The organism is Natronorubrum halobium (assembly GCF_051351675.1).
Taxonomy (GTDB): Archaea; Halobacteriota; Halobacteria; order Halobacteriales; family Natrialbaceae; genus Natronorubrum.
Map to the genome: position 1 here is coordinate 3,623,120 of NZ_CP195595.1, position 17,911 is coordinate 3,641,030.

19 protein-coding genes and 1 tRNA gene are annotated in these 17,911 nt (G+C 64.1%); 9 read left to right on the forward strand and 11 right to left on the reverse strand.

Features of this window, described 5'->3' with window-relative positions:
* Positions 1–22 precede the first annotated feature (22 nt).
* The 3 genes from ACSFC7_RS17990 (at position 23) to ACSFC7_RS18000 (ending at position 4,722) form a co-directional block, all read left to right on the forward strand.
* Positions 23–1,024 (forward strand): two pore domain potassium channel family protein, encoded by a 1,002-nt coding sequence (locus tag ACSFC7_RS17990; protein WP_436344193.1) that lies wholly within the window; start codon positions 23–25, stop codon positions 1,022–1,024.
* 99 nt (positions 1,025–1,123) lie between these two features.
* Entirely contained in the window at positions 1,124–3,634 is a 2,511-nt protein-coding gene (locus tag ACSFC7_RS17995) for a DNA topoisomerase VI subunit B (RefSeq protein ID WP_436344194.1), read from the forward strand.
* Positions 3,631–4,722 (forward strand): DNA topoisomerase IV subunit A, encoded by a 1,092-nt coding sequence (locus tag ACSFC7_RS18000; RefSeq protein WP_436344195.1) that lies wholly within the window; start codon positions 3,631–3,633, stop codon positions 4,720–4,722. Before ACSFC7_RS17995 ends, ACSFC7_RS18000 begins: the two co-directional genes overlap by 4 nt.
* A gap of 105 nt (positions 4,723–4,827) precedes the next feature.
* Here ACSFC7_RS18000 and ACSFC7_RS18005 read toward each other — a convergent pair whose 3' ends face one another.
* From ACSFC7_RS18005 to ACSFC7_RS18020, 4 genes are all read right to left on the reverse strand, one after another.
* Entirely contained in the window at positions 4,828–5,796 is a 969-nt protein-coding gene (locus ACSFC7_RS18005) for a zinc ribbon domain-containing protein (RefSeq protein WP_436344196.1), read from the reverse strand.
* A gap of 146 nt (positions 5,797–5,942) precedes the next feature.
* The gene (locus tag ACSFC7_RS18010; RefSeq protein WP_436344197.1) at positions 5,943–7,313 is read right to left on the reverse strand and encodes an Nramp family divalent metal transporter; all 1,371 of its coding nucleotides are present in this window, start codon (positions 7,311–7,313) and stop codon (positions 5,943–5,945) included.
* 154 nt (positions 7,314–7,467) lie between these two features.
* Positions 7,468–8,178 (reverse strand): MBL fold metallo-hydrolase, encoded by a 711-nt coding sequence (locus ACSFC7_RS18015; RefSeq protein WP_436344198.1) that lies wholly within the window; start codon positions 8,176–8,178, stop codon positions 7,468–7,470.
* A 101-nt stretch (positions 8,179–8,279) separates the two neighbouring features.
* A complete protein-coding gene (locus ACSFC7_RS18020; protein WP_436344199.1) occupies positions 8,280–9,017 on the reverse strand; it encodes a fumarylacetoacetate hydrolase family protein in 738 nt (245 codons plus the stop codon).
* A gap of 229 nt (positions 9,018–9,246) precedes the next feature.
* On the opposite strand from ACSFC7_RS18020, the gene ACSFC7_RS18025 reads away from it, so the two are divergent.
* A tRNA-Glu gene (locus tag ACSFC7_RS18025) sits at positions 9,247–9,321 on the forward strand.
* Positions 9,322–9,417: 96 nt separating this feature from the next.
* Here ACSFC7_RS18025 and ACSFC7_RS18030 read toward each other — a convergent pair.
* The 6 genes from ACSFC7_RS18030 to ACSFC7_RS18055 all read right to left on the reverse strand — a co-directional run bounded on the left by ACSFC7_RS18030 (position 9,418) and on the right by ACSFC7_RS18055 (position 14,192).
* Positions 9,418–10,521, reverse strand: a complete 1,104-nt coding sequence (locus ACSFC7_RS18030; RefSeq protein ID WP_436344200.1) for an ABC transporter ATP-binding protein — start codon at positions 10,519–10,521, stop codon at positions 9,418–9,420.
* Entirely contained in the window at positions 10,518–11,336 is an 819-nt protein-coding gene (locus ACSFC7_RS18035; RefSeq protein ID WP_436344201.1) for an ABC transporter permease, read from the reverse strand. Before ACSFC7_RS18035 ends, ACSFC7_RS18030 begins: the two co-directional genes overlap by 4 nt.
* Entirely contained in the window at positions 11,333–12,283 is a 951-nt protein-coding gene (locus ACSFC7_RS18040; protein ID WP_436344202.1) for an extracellular solute-binding protein, read from the reverse strand. The genes ACSFC7_RS18035 and ACSFC7_RS18040 overlap by 4 nt, the downstream gene beginning before the upstream one ends.
* Positions 12,284–12,701: 418 nt before the next feature.
* Complete coding sequence (locus ACSFC7_RS18045) at positions 12,702–13,052, reverse strand: DUF7344 domain-containing protein (RefSeq protein WP_436344203.1); 351 nt, start codon at positions 13,050–13,052, stop codon at positions 12,702–12,704.
* Between the two features lie 89 nt (positions 13,053–13,141).
* On the reverse strand, positions 13,142–13,804 hold the full coding sequence (locus ACSFC7_RS18050; protein WP_436344204.1) for a bacterio-opsin activator domain-containing protein: 663 nt from the start codon (positions 13,802–13,804) through the stop codon (positions 13,142–13,144).
* A gap of 70 nt (positions 13,805–13,874) precedes the next feature.
* On the reverse strand, positions 13,875–14,192 hold the full coding sequence (locus ACSFC7_RS18055) for a hypothetical protein (protein ID WP_436344205.1): 318 nt from the start codon (positions 14,190–14,192) through the stop codon (positions 13,875–13,877).
* 302 nt (positions 14,193–14,494) lie between these two features.
* Between ACSFC7_RS18055 and ACSFC7_RS18060 the strand changes: the two genes are divergently transcribed.
* Positions 14,495–14,986, forward strand: coding sequence for a DUF309 domain-containing protein (locus ACSFC7_RS18060; protein WP_436344206.1), 492 nt, complete (start codon positions 14,495–14,497; stop codon positions 14,984–14,986).
* A 141-nt stretch (positions 14,987–15,127) separates the two neighbouring features.
* Positions 15,128–15,925, forward strand: a complete 798-nt coding sequence (locus ACSFC7_RS18065) for a succinylglutamate desuccinylase (protein WP_436344207.1) — start codon at positions 15,128–15,130, stop codon at positions 15,923–15,925.
* A gap of 48 nt (positions 15,926–15,973) precedes the next feature.
* Here ACSFC7_RS18065 and ACSFC7_RS18070 read toward each other — a convergent pair whose 3' ends face one another.
* Positions 15,974–16,327 carry a DUF7344 domain-containing protein gene (locus tag ACSFC7_RS18070; protein WP_436347984.1) on the reverse strand — a complete coding sequence of 118 codons (354 nt, stop codon included), beginning with the start codon at positions 16,325–16,327 and terminating at the stop codon, positions 15,974–15,976.
* A gap of 245 nt (positions 16,328–16,572) precedes the next feature.
* Here ACSFC7_RS18070 and ACSFC7_RS18075 point away from each other — a divergent pair, with 245 nt between their 5' ends.
* From ACSFC7_RS18075 to ACSFC7_RS18085, 3 genes are all read left to right on the forward strand, one after another.
* On the forward strand, positions 16,573–17,037 hold the full coding sequence (locus tag ACSFC7_RS18075; RefSeq protein ID WP_436344208.1) for a response regulator: 465 nt from the start codon (positions 16,573–16,575) through the stop codon (positions 17,035–17,037).
* Positions 17,038–17,122: 85 nt separating this feature from the next.
* Positions 17,123–17,362 (forward strand): hypothetical protein, encoded by a 240-nt coding sequence (locus tag ACSFC7_RS18080; RefSeq protein ID WP_436348046.1) that lies wholly within the window; start codon positions 17,123–17,125, stop codon positions 17,360–17,362.
* Positions 17,363–17,445: 83 nt separating this feature from the next.
* A complete protein-coding gene (locus tag ACSFC7_RS18085) occupies positions 17,446–17,790 on the forward strand; it encodes a glutaredoxin family protein (RefSeq protein ID WP_436344209.1) in 345 nt (114 codons plus the stop codon).
* The last annotated feature ends 121 nt before the right edge of the window (positions 17,791–17,911 follow it).

Genomic DNA, 17,911 nt, shown 5'->3' on the forward strand with positions numbered 1-17,911 from the left:
TCCGTCCTGTAGACGCAGTGAAATGGAACCGCTGTATCTGGCCGTCGGTATCGTCGTACTCGTCGCCGTAATCGTCGACATTCTCTGGACGACGCTCTGGGTCGACGGGGGGTCCGGTCCGCTCTCGGGTCGACTGACCACCTGGACGTGGCGCAGCCTTCGGGCGGTCAGTAGCGATCATCCGCGAGCGTTGAGTATCGCCGGACCGCTCATCCTCGCGCTCACGCTCGCGATGTGGATCGGGCTGCTCTGGCTCGGCTGGACGTTTCTCTTCGCCAGCCACCCGTACGCTCTCGTCAGCACGCGAACCGGAGCCGTCGCCGACTGGCCGGGTCGGTTCTACTACGTCGCGTACACGATGTTCACGGACGGGAACGGCGATTACACGCCCGTCGGTGACGTCTGGGAGATCGCCAGCGCGTTCACGACGGCCTCGGGGATGGCGTTCGTCACGCTCGGCGTCTCCTACGTGCTCACCGTCCTCGGGGCCGTCTCCGAGAAACGCTCGTTTGCCAGCGACGTCACCGGCCTGGGCGAACGCAGCGAGGCGTTCGTCCGCGCGGGCTGGGCCGGTGATGCCGAGGAGTTCGAGGGGCTCGACCTCCCGCTCGAGTCGCTCTCGACCCAACTCTCCCTGCTCGCGGACCAGCACAAGGCCTACCCGATCCTCCACTACTACCACAGCGAACAGGGCTCGCGGGCCTCGGCCATGGCCGTCCCCATCTTCGACGAGGCGCTGACCATCTTCCGACACGGCGTCGCCGAGGAGGCACAGCCGAACCCTACGTTAGTCGAGAACGCCCGATCGAGCGTCGATAGCTACCTCGACACGCTCGGGACGGCGTTCATCGATCCCGCCGACGACGTTCCGCGAGCGCCGGATCTCGATCGACTCCGCGAGGACGACATTCCGATGGACGACGCCGAGTTCGACGAGGTGCTCGAGGAACTGACGGAGCGACGCCGGAAGCTGCTCGGTGTCGTCCGGGCCGACGCGTGGTACTGGCCGCCGCTCGAGGAGTAAAGGGGTTCGACGGTCGGATTAGCGACGGGATCTCCGCCTTCGTCCACTTTCACTCCGGTAACACACACCTTTTAGCCCCGCCGTTAGTATGGAGGGACAATGACGTCGTTTCAGTCGACACTCGAGGACGAGGCTGGGATCGCCGAGGAGTTGGCCGAGAGCCAGCAGGCGATTTCGATCGCCGAGTTCTTCGAGAAGAACAAGCACATGCTCGGCTTCGACAGCGGGGCTCGAGGTCTCGTCACGGCCGTCAAGGAGGCCGTCGACAACGCCCTCGACGCCGCCGAGGAGGCGGGCATTCTCCCGGATATCTACGTCGAAATCGAGGAGGCCGGCGACTACTATCGGTTGATCGTCGAGGACAACGGGCCGGGTCTCACGAAGGAAACGCTCCCGAAGGTCTTCGGGAAACTGCTGTACGGCTCGCGCTTTCACGCCCGCGAGCAGTCCCGCGGTCAGCAGGGGATCGGAATCTCTGCCGCAGTTCTCTACGCCCAACTTACCAGCGGGAAACCCGCCAAGATCACCAGTCGAACCCAGGGTGCGAGCGAAGCCGAGTACTTCGAACTCATCGTCGATACCGACGAGAACGAACCCGAGATCAGCGTCGAGGAGACGACCACGTGGGACCGCCCACACGGCACGCGCATCGTCCTCGAGATGGAGGCCAACATGCGCGCCCGCAGCCAGCTTCACGACTACATCAAGCACACCGCGGTCGTGAACCCCCACGCGCGCCTCGAACTGCGCGAACCGCAGGAACACTTCAAGTTCGAACGGGCGACGGACCAGTTGCCCGAGGAGACCGAGGAGATCCGCCCGCACCCGCACGGCGTCGAACTCGGCACCGTGATGAAGATGCTGTCGGCGACCGACTCCCAGACGGTCTCCGGCTTCTTACAGGAGGAGTTTACGCGCGTGGGCAAGAAGAGCGCCGAGTCGATCATCGACGAGTTCCGCGACCGCCACTACGGTCGCGAGATGCGCTGGCGACCGCCCGCGAGCCACGAGGATATCGACCTCCACGCGGCGATCACGGACGCGACGGTGAACAAGGGGTCCGACGCGACGGCCGCCTTCGCCGACGCTATCGTCGACGCGGTCGACGAGTACGACCGGATCGCCCACCACGAACTCCTCGCAGTCGTCGATTCGGCCGCCGACGACGTCGAGGCCGACCACGGAACGACCTTCGGCGACACCGTCCGCGAGAACGCGGTCGACGTCGTGTGGCGCGCGTTGATCGGCGCTTCCGAAGTCGACGAAACGGCGGACGAGGACGGGGACGAAGCGCTCGGCTTCGACGAGGAAGACGCCGACGCCGAGTCGCGACTCGTCGCCGACCTCTACGCCCTCGCCGACGACGCGACGAGTACCCGCAAGGACGACGAGGTGATCCACGCCTTCGCCGAGCGACTCGCGGCCAAGTTCGAGGACGAACACGAGGAGACGGACGAAGACGACGGCCCCGTCCGCCACCGGCTCACCCACACGCAACTCCAGTCGTTCGTCGACCGAGCCGCGGATCTGACCGAGGAGTACGACGACGTTAGCTTCGGGGACACGGCCCGCGAAAACGTCCTCGAGGCCGTCTGGGAGGTCATGGCGACCGTCCCGGACGATCCGCCGCTCGTCCGCGAGTTCACGGGCGACCGCGACGCCACCAGCAACCTCGTCGACGGGATGCGAGAGACCGACATCATGGCACCGCCGACGCGGTGTCTCGCCCCCATCTCCGAGGACCTGATCACGGCCGGCCTGGAGAAGGAGTTCAACGCGGACTTCTACTCCTCCGCGACCCGAGACGCCGAGGTCCACGGCGGCGATCCGTTCATCGTCGAGGCCGGTATCGCCTACGGCGGCGACCTCGAGGCGGAGGGGAGCGCTGACGTCATGCGCTTTGCCAACCGCGTCCCGCTGGTCTACCAGCGCGGCGCGTGTGCGACGACCGACGTGGTCAAATCGATCGGCTGGCGCAACTACGGTCTCGACCAGCCCGGCGGCTCCGGCCTGCCGAACGGCCCGGCCGTCATCATGGTCCACGTCGCCTCCACGAACGTTCCCTTCACCAGCGAATCGAAGGACGCCGTCGCGAACGTCCCCGAGATGGAAGACGAGATCGAACTCGCCATCCGGGAGGCCGCGCGCGAACTCAAGAGCTACCTGAACAAGCGCCGCTCGATGCAACAGCGCCGAAAGAAACAGAACGTCCTCGGCAAGATCCTCCCCGAGATGGCCACGAAGGTCGCGGAGGTGACCGACCGGGACGAACCCGACATCGACGACGCGATCGCCCGCATCATGAACAACGTGCTCGTCGAGCGATCGATCGAGGAAAACGGCACCGGCCAGGCCGTCTCGCTCACCGTCGAGAACAACTCGAGCACGAACGAATCGCTCGAGATCACCGACATCGTCTCGGTCGAACCGACCAGCCTCCCCGACGACGCGAACGTCGTCGAGATGGACGGCGAGTGGTTCGTCAAGTGGGAACCCGACGTCTCGAGCGGTGAGGACACCGCCCTCGAGTACGAGGTGGCCGACGACGCCGAGTTCGATCTCGACGTGAAGGGTGTCGAAAACGAGAAACTCACGGTGACAGACCAATGAGCGCAGACAACGACCAGCAGGCACGAGAACAGTTGATCGATCTCGCAGCACAGTTCTACGACCAGTTCGAACTGGGCGAGATCCCGCACATGTCCGTCCCGACGCGGACGAAGAACAACATCGAGTACGACGAGGACAGCGACGTCTGGGTCTACGGCGACCGGGAGTCGACGCGCTCGGCCAACTCCGTCCGCGGGGCCCGAAAGCTCCTGAAGGCCGTCTACACCATCGAGTTCCTCGCGGACCAACTCGAGCAGGATCGCTCCTCGACCCTGCGTGAACTCTACTACCTCTCGGAAAGCTGGGACAACAAGGAAGCCCAGTTCAACGACCAGGACGAATCGAACGGCCTGATCGAGGACTTAGAGATCGTTTCGGGGGTCACCCGCGAGGACTTCCACATGCGTCCGGAGGAGTCGGGCGCGAAGGTGATGGGCCCGCTTCGCATCCGCGAGCAGACCAACCGCGGCGACCGCGACATCCACTGTCAGCTCGACGTGGGACAGGGCGGCTACCAGATCCCGAACAACCCGGACACCATCGAGTTCCTTGACAACGACGCCGACTTCGTCCTCTGCGTCGAGACCGGTGGGATGCGCGACCGACTGGTCGAGAACGGGTTCGACGAGGAGTACGACGCCCTCATCGTCCACCTCGGGGGCCAGCCGGCGCGGGCGACGCGGCGACTGACCAAGCGACTCCACGACGAACTCGACCTCCCCGTCACGGTCTTCGCCGACGGTGACCCGTGGTCGTACCGCATCTACGGCTCCGTCGCCTACGGCTCGATCAAGTCGGCTCACCTGTCGGAGTACCTCGCGACTCCCGAAGCCCAGTACATCGGCATCCAGCCCGCCGACATCGTCGAGTACGAACTCCCGACCGATCCCCTCTCGGATTCGGACATCAACGCGCTCGAGAGCGAACTCGAGGACCCTCGCTTCCAGACCGATTACTGGGAGGAACAGATCGAGTTACAGCTCGAAATCGGGAAGAAGTCCGAACAGCAGTCGCTCGCGGCTCGGGGTCTCGACTTCGTGACGGACACCTATCTCCCGGAACGTCTCAGTGAGATGGGCGTGCTGTAGACGGCCGTCGAACCGACGTTTCGGGAGATGAACCGGAGCGTCTCACCGAGATGGGCGTCCTCTCGAAACTGATTCTCGACACCGACGACGGAGGTTCAGCCTCGTTCAGGCGTGATCCGGTTCGCGATCCGTTTCTGTTGATTCGACCGGCCGATTCGTCTCCGATCCGGATCGCGACTCGGCCGCCCGCCGTTCGCTCGTACCGGACGCCGGAGAGTCGGCGGTCGCACACCGCTTGCAGTAGTAGTTTCGCCCCTCGGAGACCGTCAGCGGGACGCCGAGCAGGCAGAACTCCTTTCGGTAGATTCGCTCGAGTCCGCGACCGACCGGATCCGCACACGCCGCACACGGTCTGTCGTAGGCGACGACGGTGTGTTCGTCGACCGATCGGACCCGGCCGTTGGCCGTCACCGAGTGGCGGTTCTCGAGTCGTCGCTGGACCGACGGCAGGGTGCTCACACCCATTGCCGCGAAGACGAACGCGAGGAGGAAAAGGGGGAAACCCGCCGCCGACGGTACGAACTGGAGGCCGATCACGGCGACGATCGCAGCCGCGAGCCAGCAGACGGCCGCCGTCACGCGCCAGAGGAGCGCCGATCCGGTGGCCTCGTCGGCGTCGCGACCCTCGACGTGGTCGGTTCGTAACACGATCCGCTCGGCGTCACCGAAGTACCGGTACGCGCCGTAGAGCGCGTTGCCGATCCCCATCGTGAACCAGACGGTGATCAGTGCGACCACCAGGTGTTCGTCCATGCTGCCGAACGACCGCCGTACCATGACGGCGCGATCGCCGAAGTCGTGCTCGAGTTCCCAGCCGTTCCGCGAGGCCTTCGCGATTCGGTGCTCGAGGACCTCGCGATCCGTCACGCCGCCGCTCGAGTTCTCGTTCGCGCTGGTACCGAGGCCCGCTCGTCCTCGTGTGGTCGACGTTTCGGCACTCGATCGGCCGGTCGAACTGCCGTTCGGCGTCCCGCAGTTCGGACAGTAGTTCACCGACGGCTCGAGACCGGTGCCGCAGTTCGAACAGTACGGCGGCCCACCCCCGTCTCGATCCGACCGACGATCGCTGCTCATAGGTGTGGAGTCGACAGCAGTGACAGTAACGCTTTGGTCCGGTCGGATAGCTAACCAGTTCTCACTCGCTCAGACGCACTCTATCGACCGAACCGGATCGGTGTACGCCAGCGATACCGCCGCGAGTGACAAGCCCGAACGGCGTCTCAGCCGATGAACCCGAGTCGGAGCGCCGCCCCCATCGCACCGAAGACGAGGACGAGCGCGAGGCTGACGACGTAGTAGACGTGCCAGGCTCGCGACGGGCGGAACGGCTCGGGCAGGTTCGTCTCGACGACGTACCAGTTCGCCGGATAGAAGAAGATCTCCGTGACCGCGAGGATCGCGGCGACGTAGAGCAACAGGGTCACCGGGACGTCACCGAGAGCGACGACCATCGCGCTGCTGACGACGACGACGCCGACGACGACGAGCTTTCGAACCCGCTCGCTGTCGATGCGCTCGTCCTCGAGCGCCATCGGGAGAATGTCCCCGGTCGCGCGGGCGGCACCGTCGAGGAGCGTGATGACCGTCGAGTACAGCGCCGCGAACGCACCGATCAGCATGGCGTAGTACGACCACTCCCCGAACGAGTCGCTCAGGATGTTTCCGATGGCAAAGGCGAGGTTGGCGTCCGTCGGCGGGTTCGGGTAGAGCACGTTCGTCGCCAGAATCACCATCGCCGCGATCAGGACGAAGCTGAAGACGTAGCCGACGTTGAAGTCGCGTCGGCCGGTCCGGATCCACGCGCGGATGTAGTCGTGGTTGGCGGGATCGTTCGGATCGAGCCCCTTCTCGCGGAGTTCACCGGCGCCTTCTCCCTTGGCCATGCTCCAGCTACCGATCAGGATACTCGTGCTGAAGCCGGTCGGTGCGAAGCCCGCCGCGGCGGCGAACAGCGCGATGAACGCCGGACCCGTGAGGTCCGGGACCGCGAACGCCGTGGCGGTGATTCGTTCCGGCGACGGCGGGCCGACGAGCACGCCGAGGAGGACGAGCACGCCCACCGCGATCGTAAAGCCGATCAGGGCCTTCTCGAGGACGGAGTATCGCGACGTGATCACCAGGGCACCGGCAGCGCCGACGAAGAGCACGTACGCCCAGGCGGCGGTGAGCCATCCGGGCGTGAGTGCGGCGACGAACGCGGCGGTACTCATCCCGACGCTGGCCGTGATGAACGTGTACATGACGGTGAACACGACGATCGTCAGCCAGAGGGCCCAGTTCTTCGGGCCGGGGAGGTCTCCGTACGCCTCGATCGGGTTCGCCCCGACCCCGTAGTTGTAGCGAATGCCGAGTTCCCAGGCGCCGTACTTGGCGGCGTAGATGAGGCCGAACATCCAGATCGCGACGAGCCCGAACGTTCCGCCGAGCGTCGGTGCGAGGACGATGTGGCTCCCGCCGATGCTGATCAGCGCCCAGAGCATCGACGGTCCGAAGTGATTCTCGAAGAATCCCCGCCAGTCGGACGACGGATAGGTGAGTTCGGGATCCGGCGTGCTGCTCTCGTCGGCCGCCTTATTGGACACGTCGGTCACCCGTTCGTGGACCCGACAGAGCCCGTCTCGATCGACTGTTCACGCGGTCGTATCCGGAACGTGTCGGAGTGGTACTAGTATGCACGGTGGATACGTGAGAATTGGTAACCGTCGACTTATGCTCACGGATTCGTCCCCGAATGTACACGAGCGGTCAGTTCTGTTCGTCGAGAACCACCGGGACACCTCGATTCGCGACGTCGACGACGAACGCGTCCGCGTCGATTTCGATCGCCTCGAAGGTGTCGTAGTGAACCGGCAGGACGAGATCCGGCCGGATTCGGTCGGCCAGGTCGGCGGCCTCGTGACGGTCCATCGTGAACGTGCCGCCGACCGGCGGGCAGAAGAGATCGATGTCCATCTCCTCGTGGAACGGGAGCACGTCGGTGTCGCCGGGCCAGAACGCCGAGACGCCGTCGACGGTGACGGCGAAGCCACAACCCTGCCCTTCGGGATGAAAGGGCGTTCCCGTCTCGTCGACGTGTGGACCCGCGGGATCGTTGTACGCAGGTGTCGTGAACAGATCCAGCGGTCCGAGGACGAACGACTCGTCGGCGCGGACGCGTTCGACCTCGAACGGCAGACTTTCGGGCTGTTCGACCTGCCGATCGATCTCGCGGGCGTCGATCGATTCGTGGACGACGACGATGGCGTCCTCGTGGGCCACCCGCCGGATCGAGTCGGGATCGTAGTGGTGGTCGTGGCTGACGAGGATCAGGTCGCCGTCCCGCGGCTCGAGGCCATCGAGGACGCCGTACGTCTCCGGGCCGGGATCCACGTAGATGACGGCACCCGTCTGGCCCTCGAGCCGAATCGTCGCGAGGCCGAACCAGTCGACGGTCACCGCGCCGAATCGAACGGTCATACGACTACCTTCACCCGAACGGGGCGAAAACGGTTCGGTTCGAGTCGGTCGGACTGATCGACTTGATGGCTGAATGATCGGAGCGTCGGAGCCGAACCCTCTCAGGGACGCCGAATCGAGTGCGACAGCGTCCCGACGCCTTCGACTTCGATCTCGACTTCGTCGCCGTCCTCGAGCGGTCCGACGCCTTCGGGGGTTCCAGTGGAGACCACGTCGCCCGGCTCGAGGGTCATGTACGTCGTGATTTCGGCGATGAGTTCCGGGATGGTGAAGATGAGTTGTTCGCGAGAGCCGTCCTGTTTCAGCTCGCCGTTGACGCGGGACCGGACGCTCGCGTCGTCGGGCACCTCGTCGGGCGTCGCGAGCAGCGGCCCGATCGGCGCGGAACCGTCGAACGCCTTCCCGCGGATCCAGTTCTGTTCCTGTTGCTGGTCGTCCCGATTCGAGACGTCGTTGAGGCAGGTGTAACCCTCGACGACGTCCATCGCCTCGGCTTCGGGGACGTGGCGACACTGTTCACCGATGACGACGGCGAGTTCGGCCTCGTGGTCGATCCGCTCTTTTCCCGCGGGGGCGGTGACGGTGTCGCCGTGACCGGCGAGCGCGTTCGGCGGCTTCAGGAAGATCGACGGCCGGTCCGGCACGTCGTTCCCCATCTCGGCGGCGTGGTCGGCGTAGTTGCGGCCGACGCAGACGATCTTCGACGGGTCACACGGTGGCAGGACGTCGATCGCGTCGTCCTCGAGACTGTAGCTCTCGTTCGCGAAGTGAACGTGGCCGCTCTCGAACTCGCCGCGTCGGACGGCACCGGCCGGGTCACGGAATCGAACGTATTTCATGCGAGAAGCGTCGTGGCGGGGCTTCAAAAACGTTGAGATGGCGGCGGACTGTGGTGAACGCTGGTGTGTGTATCGTGCGTGAAGTTCAGGTACGTCAGCGTGTGCCACCGTCGACTCGGAACGGAACGCTTTTTACTAGGCCTCGGCAATGACTGATTGCAGAGTAACACACGCTCCGTTGTTGAGACGGACGGAGTCCGTCGAGGCTCGGTGCGTGAACGAAGTGAACGCTCCGTTGGTGTAGTCCGGCCAATCATTTCGGCCTTTCGAGCCGATGACCAGGGTTCAAATCCCTGACGGAGCATTTTCCGACGAGCAAATTCGCGAGTCGTAACTGTGACCCGAACGGACCAGACGAAACGTTTCGAAAACAAATCAGGCCGTTATCGCTGATCTCCGTTCACTTACTCGAGACGTCGACACCAGTGCGGTCTCTCTGATCTGCCCCGAATATCGTCACGTTCTCCTCGCGGAAACCCACTGAAACCGACTCACCCGTCGGCGGTGGTGATACTGTCTGCTCGAGAACGATCTCGTCACCGGTCTCCAGTCGAACGACCACGTCGTAGCGGCGGCCGATATCGGTGACGCGCGTCACTGTCCCCGGCACCGACGACGCCGTGCCGTCGGGCCCGGTTGCGCTGGCAGCGTTCAGTGTGAGATCCTCCGGACGGACGTGACACGTGACGACAGAACCGGACGAAACGTCCGTTCTCGAGTCTGACAGCGCAAGTTCCTGTTCACCGAGTTCGAGCGTCAGCGGCTCCCGCCGGGCGACGGTCGCCGAGAGCGTGTTCGATCGACCGAGGAAGGACGCCACGAACGGCGACGGAGGAGACTCGTAGAGCGTGCGCGGCGTCCCGGTGCCGGCGACGCTCCCGTCGTCCATCACGACGAGTCGATCGGCCAGCGCCATCGCCTCCTCCTGATCGTGCGTGACGAACAGCGTCGTGACGCCGGTTTCCCGCTGAATGCGACCGATTTCGTCTCGCAGGCGTTCGCGAAGCGACCGATCGAGCGCCGACAGCGGTTCGTCGAGCACCAATACGTCCGGCCGTGGGGCGACCGCTCGAGCGAGTTCGACCCGGCGCCGTTGCCCGCCGCTCAGTTCCGACGGGTACGCATCGCGCTGCTCCGAGAGGTCGACCAACTCGAGGTACTCGCGTGCGACGTCGGCCCGCCGTTCCGGTTCGATACCGCGCGCTCCGAGACCGTACGCGACGTTCTCACGTACGGTCATGTGGGGGTAGAGCGTTGACTGCTGAAAGACCACGCTCACCCGTCGGGATTCGGGCGGCGCGTCGGTGACGTCCGTGCCGCGGAGGGTCACTTGCCCTGCCGTCGGGCGAACGTGACCGGCGACCGCCTGAACGATCGTCGTCTTGCCACAGCCGCTCGGGCCGAGCAGCGCGACGAGTTCGCCCTCCTCGACGCCGAACGAGACGTCGTCGACGGCCAGTTCGGTTCCGTATCGGTGGGTGAGCGACTCGAGTTCGAGCATCATCGATCGATCACCGTCGGAACCCGACCGAACCGCTGGACGGCCGCGAGAACGACGAGCGTGATCACGAACAGGGCGAGCCCCATCGGCACGATCGCATCGATCCCGCCGGTGATGAAGTCGACCCAGATGCGCGTCGGCATCGTGCGCGGGTTGTAGGCGACCATCATCGTCGCGCCGAACTCGCCGATCGCTCGGGCGAACGTCAGGCTGATTCCGGCGAGTATCGCGCCGCGGGCTAACGGCAGCGAGACGTTCCAGAACGTCTCGAGCGGCCCGTAGCCGAGCGATCGAGAGGCCTGTTCGAGACGTTCGTCGACGGCACCGAATCCGGCTCGAGCGGTGATGATGACGAACGGGGCGGCGACGAACGTCTGGGCGAGGACGATCCCCACCAGGCTGTCGGTGAGCGGGATGCCCGCAGCGGCCGCGGCGGAGCCGATCGGGGTAAATCGTCCGACGGCCGTGACGATCATCGCGCCGCCGACGACGGGCGGGACGACGAGCGGAAGGATCACCAGCGCTTCGACGAGGAGCTTTCCGGGGAACGACGTCCGAGCGAGGACGTACGCGAGCGGCACGCCGAGGATCGTCGCGATCGCCGTCGAAACCGGCGCGGTGAGCAGCGAGTTGCGAATCGCGGCCCGTGCCTCGGGCGTCGACAGCCCGGCGGCGACGGTCGCCGTCCCCGTTCGAGAGAGAAAGGTGACGAAGGGAAGCGCGAAGTACGCGACAACGAGTCCGCCGAGCGCTGCGGGGACGAGTAGCTCCGGCGTCCGACTCCGCCGACGGAGTCGAGTCGTTTCGGAGCGGCTCATACGTCGACCGCCTCCGGAACCGCACCGCTCGAGCGGGGGACGCTCGCTCCGACCGTCAACCCCGCGTCCTCGAGCAGGTCGGGTCGATCGACGAGGAACTGTACCAGTCGGTGGCCGGCGTCCGGTTCGTCGGCGTCGTCGGTGACCGTCGCGTTGTAGCAGATCGGACGGCCCTCGGCCGTGTAGCCGTCTTCGTCCGTCGTGAACGCGACCGTCGCGTAGTGATCGGCCAGCTCGGGGTCGGCGAAATTGTACTCGTCGGGGAACTCGAGGAACGGTATCCCGTGATCGACCGCCATATTGCGATAGACGATCGCACCGGCGCGCGACCCGCTCTCGACGCCGACCATGAGCTGTGGCTCTTCCGGTTCCTCGTAGACGATCTCCAGCAGCTCCTCGCGAAACCCGTCGAGACCGTGCTCGTTCGCCGCGAGTTCGAACGCCTGGACGGCGCGATAGCCCAGCGGATCGAGGTTCGGATCGCCGATCGCGAGGTCACCCTCGTCGGCTTCCCGAGCCAGTTCGTACCACGGCTCGCCGTTCTCGAGGCGGCGTCCGAACGCCGTCTCCTCGGTGTACCCGATTCCGACGCTGTTGGTTGCGAATTCGACGTCCCAGTCGGTGAATGCACCGTACAACCGATCCCGGAGCAGCGTGGCGTCGGCGCTCACGACGACGTCGGGGTGTTTGGTCCGGTCTTCGACCATCCGCATCACGGCGTTCGCGCCGTAGTACTCGCCGCGGACCTCGATTCCCGTTTCCTCCCTGAACGCTGGGCCGACGTGCTCCTCGACGGTACGTGCCAGACTGCCCGCTGCCAGCACGCGCACCGCGCTCGTAGAGCCGCCGAGACAGCCCGCGACACCGAGGCCGGAGAGGCTACCGGTCGTCGCGAGCACCGTGCGGCGACTCACACGAGTTCCGACGCGGTCGCCAGCGGTGTTCATACAGTGCTGTTCGCACTCGCCCACATATATAACCACCTTCGGTTCCTATTTTCCTGGAAGATAACCATAATTGGTTTCGTTCAGGGAGCCGTTCGATAGCGGAGCGTGCGACTGTGCCCCGTGCGTAACTGACCTCCGTTATGTTGTCGTCGAACGAACAATCCGCCGGAGCCCCGGAGAATCACCACGGTGACCCACAGTCACTGGGTAGCAAGAGAGTGTATCGACCGAACGCAGTGGACGCGTTTCGTCCTCGTTCGCGAGCCACACCCACTACGTCGAGATCGCCTCGAACGAGTCACCGCCACATCGACAGCCGTCTTTCCGTCCGATCGGTTGAACCGTGTCGTCGGAGAGTATCCACGCGGAGTAGACCGCCCCGCACTCACAGCATCGGGCAGCCACTTTCGATCGCTCGCTATCCTGTGACATGGGTGGGTCGAATTGCCGATCGAACGTCCTCGAACTGTTCCGCTCGTTCACTCAACGCAGCCGTATCCCGTTCCTGACTGTACCGAACGCAGTCTACAGCCGCTAACGTCGGAATATGCGTGTGATACAGCGAGAGATAGACCTGCTTCACCGTCTCTGCAGAGATCTCCCTGAGCGGCTCCTCGTACTCCCGAACTGCGATCTCGTCGGCCAGATCGGCCAGCGCCATCGGCGTGTCGTACTCCTGGAGACACCGAATCGCGTACCGACGACGGGGATGTGCGAGGCCCTCGAAGAGGGCAGTAGTGGCTTCGTGTGACTGTTTGGGGGAGTGCACAGGTGAACAAAGCGGTTCGTTTCCCAAGAGGAAGGGGGTTGTATAGACAACCTCGATGGGTGACGTGTGAATTCTCCGCCTCCGGAGCGTTACTCGTCGTCCGGATGACTGATCGTCAACGTGCTCGTGATGAGATTTTCGTGTGCAGCGTGAAATCGTTTCGAGAGCGCCTGCTGGGTGATGTCCATGCGGTCTGCCAGTTCGCTCATCGTCACCTTCTGCGGAACCTCGTAGTAGCCCGCCTCGAGTGCAGCCAGTAACGTCTCGCGCTGCGTCGGCGTGAGATCGTACTGGGCACTGGCCATCGGCTGTTCCTGTTCCTGGATCCGGTTGAGTTCGTACGAGATTCCGTTCTCGTCACAGTACGATCGAAATTCCGAGAGACTGCCTCGATCGTCGAATCGCATCCGAAGTTCCCAGTTGTTGTCCCGCCCGATCGCCTGCAGAATCGTCGCTCCGAGTTCGACGTAGGCGTAGACGATGCTTTCGACGTTCTGCGTCCACTCCCCGCGATACAGTCTGGCCCCCTCGACTTCGTCGATCGCAGCGATGTCCGTCACGGATTCGTCGGCGTGAAACGAGTCTTCGAACTCCGCGTGATCACCGCCGATAACCCAGAAATACGGCATAATTCGATCTTCCATCGTCGCCACGACCTGCTCGATCTCGACGACCATCTGCGGTGCCGCCGTGAGGGCGTGATACAGGGCAAAGTCGTCGGATTTGACGGAGAACTCCGCGATGACGCTCATGCGTTCAGTTCTCCGGCGAACGGGATAAACGAACCGTCCGACGGGATTCCTCGAGCCGCGACGAGCGCGCTCAGTGGTCGATTCCGGGTCGCTGAAACGTGGTCTCGTCGGACATCGGTTCCTCGAGTGCGGCGTCGATCTCCGGTGCGGCCAGCACGTCGTTTCGGTCGGGTTCGTCCGGCCGTTTGAAGTAGTACGTGTCCGCACAGCCAGCGACCATCTCCGAGAGCGGTCGCTCCTCCTCGTGAACGATCGAGACGAGGTCGCCCGTGACTGCGATCAGCGCTGCGTCGGCTGGCTTGTGCAGTTCGTCTCGAAGGTCATCGACAGTGCAGTCTGCTGGCAGCTGCAGGTGAACTCCGTCGACGGTCGCCCATCGCGTCTCCATGTCCAGTGGTTCGTGCGTTACACCCTATACCGTTGGGCCCGCAGCTTCAGGCCGGCTGCGCTGTGGGTTCGGCAATCGCGTACCGTCGCTCGCAGTTCAGACACTGGTAATCGCCCTCGATGTGCTCGTAGAGGCGTTCCCCGCAGTGTTGACATCGTCCGATGGGGTATCTCATCTAGCTTCGATACGGAACCGTACGGCGATAAGCATCCGGCTGTCCCACTGCCGACATTAAACGGTAATTCGGGGCTCCCGGACGGTCCATGCCATGGAATTACCCGTCGTCTCGGCCAACGATGGGTATGGACGACCACACCAGCGACCCGTCGGTTGCGCCACCCGCCGGGAGCGACACGCCGACGGGCTGGCTCGCCGCCGACGGGCGCTGGGAACACGCGACGCTCCGTCGAGCGACGGTCCACGGCGTCCGGCTGTTCAACGTCGGGGCGTACCACGAGAGCCACGACTGTTTCGAACTGGAGTGGTACAACTACGGCCGCGGAACTCCAGAAAGTGCGTTCCTCCACGGGATGGTTCAGGTCGCCGCCGGCGCGTACAAACGCGTCGACTTCCACGACGACGGCGGCATGCGATCGCTCTTTCGGACCGCGCTGCAGTACTTCCACGGCGTCCCTCGAGACTACTACGGCGTCGACCTCCTCGAGGTCAGGACGACGCTGACGAACGCCCTCGAGGAGCCCAGCCGGATCGACGACTGGCGGATTCCCATCGACGGCGAGCGACCGACGGCTCGAGCGGTCGATTTCGAGTACGTAGACGGGCTCGAAGAGTGACAGGTCGATGCCGGTCGATGATGGGTCACGCTGACAATGGCCGTACTGTACCGTGGTAGACGGCAACGAGTCTCCGTTCCTGAATTCTCGCGTACGTGAGAGACCGAATCGCCTTTTGCCACCGAGCCCGTCCATTCGACAATGAGAGTTGCACAGCTCGGGTCGGGAACGCCGGAGATCGCCGTTGTCGCGGGCGTCCACGGGGACGAGCCCTGCGGCGTCCGCGCCGTCACGCGGCTGCTCGACGAACGTCCGCCCGTCGAACGGCCGGTCAAGCTCGTCGTCGTCAACGAGGCCGCCCTCGAGCGGCAAGTGCGGTTCGTCGACGAAGATCTGAACCGCGCGTTCCCGGGCGACCCAGACGCAGAGACTCACGAAGGCCGGCTCGCACACGAACTCATCGAGGAACTCGAGGGCTGTTTAACGTTCTCGATGCACTCGACGCAGAGCCACGCGGAGCCGTTCGCGATCGTCAACGAACTCAGCGAGACGGCGACGGAACTGGTCCCACAGCTCCCGGTCGCCGCGATGGTCGAGACGAGTAACTTCGCGGAGGGACGGCTCTTCTCCGAGATCGAGACGATCGAAGTCGAGTGCGGACTCCAGGGCTCCGAGACGGCCGCCCAGAACGCCGATCGTCTCACGCGAGCGTTCCTGACGGCCGTCGGCGTGTTGCCCGGCGATACGGTGTCCCGCGATCTCCCGGTCTACCGGCTCACCGACGTTATTCGCAAGGAACGAGCCGATACCTACGAGGTCTTCGTCGAGAACTTCGCCGAAGTCGAACCCGGAGACCCCTTTGCTGCCGCCGACGGCGACACGCAGGTCGCACAGGAGCCGTTCTACCCGGTTCTCATGTCGCCGAACGGCTATCGCAACGTCTTCGGCTACGCCGCAGAGAAGATCGACGTGCTGTCACCGTCGCCGGCCGCGGATTGAGCGGTCCCGATTGCCGTACCGGTTCGAATCGCCGTCCGATTTTCGAGGCTACTGGGAGTACTTGCCCGGCATGTCGTTCGGTGGCCACGGGTCGAGTTCCTCGGCGGCCTCGAGCAACACGTCGACGTGCTCGGTATCGGCCAGCGACACCTCGTCGTCGGTCCAGTCGACGGAGATGATGTTTCGCTCCAGCAACTGGGGGAAATGCAGATGGATCAGTCGGACCTGTGCTCGGTCGACTTGCGCGTCGCTCACCGACTCGGTCGAAATGCGGTGTCGCCGTGCGGCGACCTGTTCCGAGAGCGCGTCGACGGATATCGATCCGTCGTGATCGACTAACTCGTGAAGAATGAGTTGACGGTCCGCACTTGCGAGTACTCGAAACGCATCCCGTTGATCCATCTCCACTACGGTATCCCACAGCCCTCACGGACATAGATGCGACACCTACACACCTTGGCTCACAGCGATCGGTGGCGAACGAAACGTGTCGAAAGGCCCGACCGTACCCACGTGAGCGCGCTCTCGAGCACGATTCGGTACTATTCACTGTACGGACATTTTTCGCCGTGGATACGTACGCTATCGGAGACAGTCACTGTGTTCAGGCAGTGCCTTCATCCGTCGTCGGATCGAATAACCGGGGTATGAGCGATTCGTCCTCGCATCCGAGGCGGCCCGCAGATCTGCTGTTGATCGAGGACAATCCGGGGGATGCACGGCTCGTCGAGGAAGCGCTTCGCGACTGTCCGAACGCGAATCGACTTCACATCGTCTCGGACGGAGACGAGGCACTGGATTTCCTCTACCGACGCGGCGATCACGGGACCGCGCCGAGGCCGGATCTGGTATTACTGGACTGGAACATTCCACGGACGAGCGGCGAGAACGTGCTGACGGAAGTGAAAGCTGACCCCGATCTCAAGCACATTCCCGTCACCGTCCTGACCGGCTCGAAAGACGACGGCGACGTCCGTCGATCCTACGAGAAACACGCGAACGCCTGTCTCCACAAGGCGGTCGAACCGGGTGAATTTATGGACACCATCGAGGTGTACACCGATTTCTGGCTCTCGGTTGCCAAACTGCCGACCGGCGAGGAGGGAAGCTAAGTCGGGACGCGAGCCGCTTCGAGCGACGCCGGGATGCAAGCTGCTTCGAGCGACGCCGGGATGCAAGCTGCTTCGAGACACCAGAGTGTCAGCCGTTTCAACCGCTCGCGGGATGCGCCGAGATCCCAGTGCGGCGACGCGGGCTCGCAGCGGCCGGCCGGTCGACCGCCACGCTGGCCGGCTGTCTCACGGAATCCGTCTCCGACACCTCGAACCCGGCCCCGACGGCTCGTTGTACCTGCTTACGTCGAACCGGCGTGGGCGTGCAGGCGGCGAGTTCCCGCTCGAGGACGTCGATCGAATCGTCAGGCTCGATCCGTCCTGACCCACGTCGGTTTCCGTCGCCACGGGGTCGATCACAACGGTAATGACGCAAGGTCTATCCCCCTTCGCCGACATACGACGACCATGGACTTCCCACCGAACCAGGGTCTCGATCAGGACGAAGTCGACGAACAGGTCGACGAACTCATCGACGAAAACGAGGTCGTTCTCTTCATGAAGGGGACCGAACTGATGCCCCAGTGTGGCTACTCCCGCAAGGCACTCGGCCTCATTTCCCAGTATCGCGACGAGGTCGAGGTCGTCGACGTCCTCGACTCGCTCGACGAGTACCGCACCGCGCTCAACCGCCACAGCGGGTGGGAGACGATCCCGCAGACGTACGTCGACGGAGAGTTCGTCGGCGGCTCGGACGTCCTCGAGGAGCTCGAAGAACGCGACGAACTGGCCGAAACGCTCGAGGCGGCGTAATCCGAACGCGGAGTTCGGCATTAAATTTATCCGGGCGAATCGGCCACGTATTCAATAGCAGGTCATATAAGTCACGCACTCGTACTAGGAACTCAGCGACTATCGCCGCAGACCATCCCAC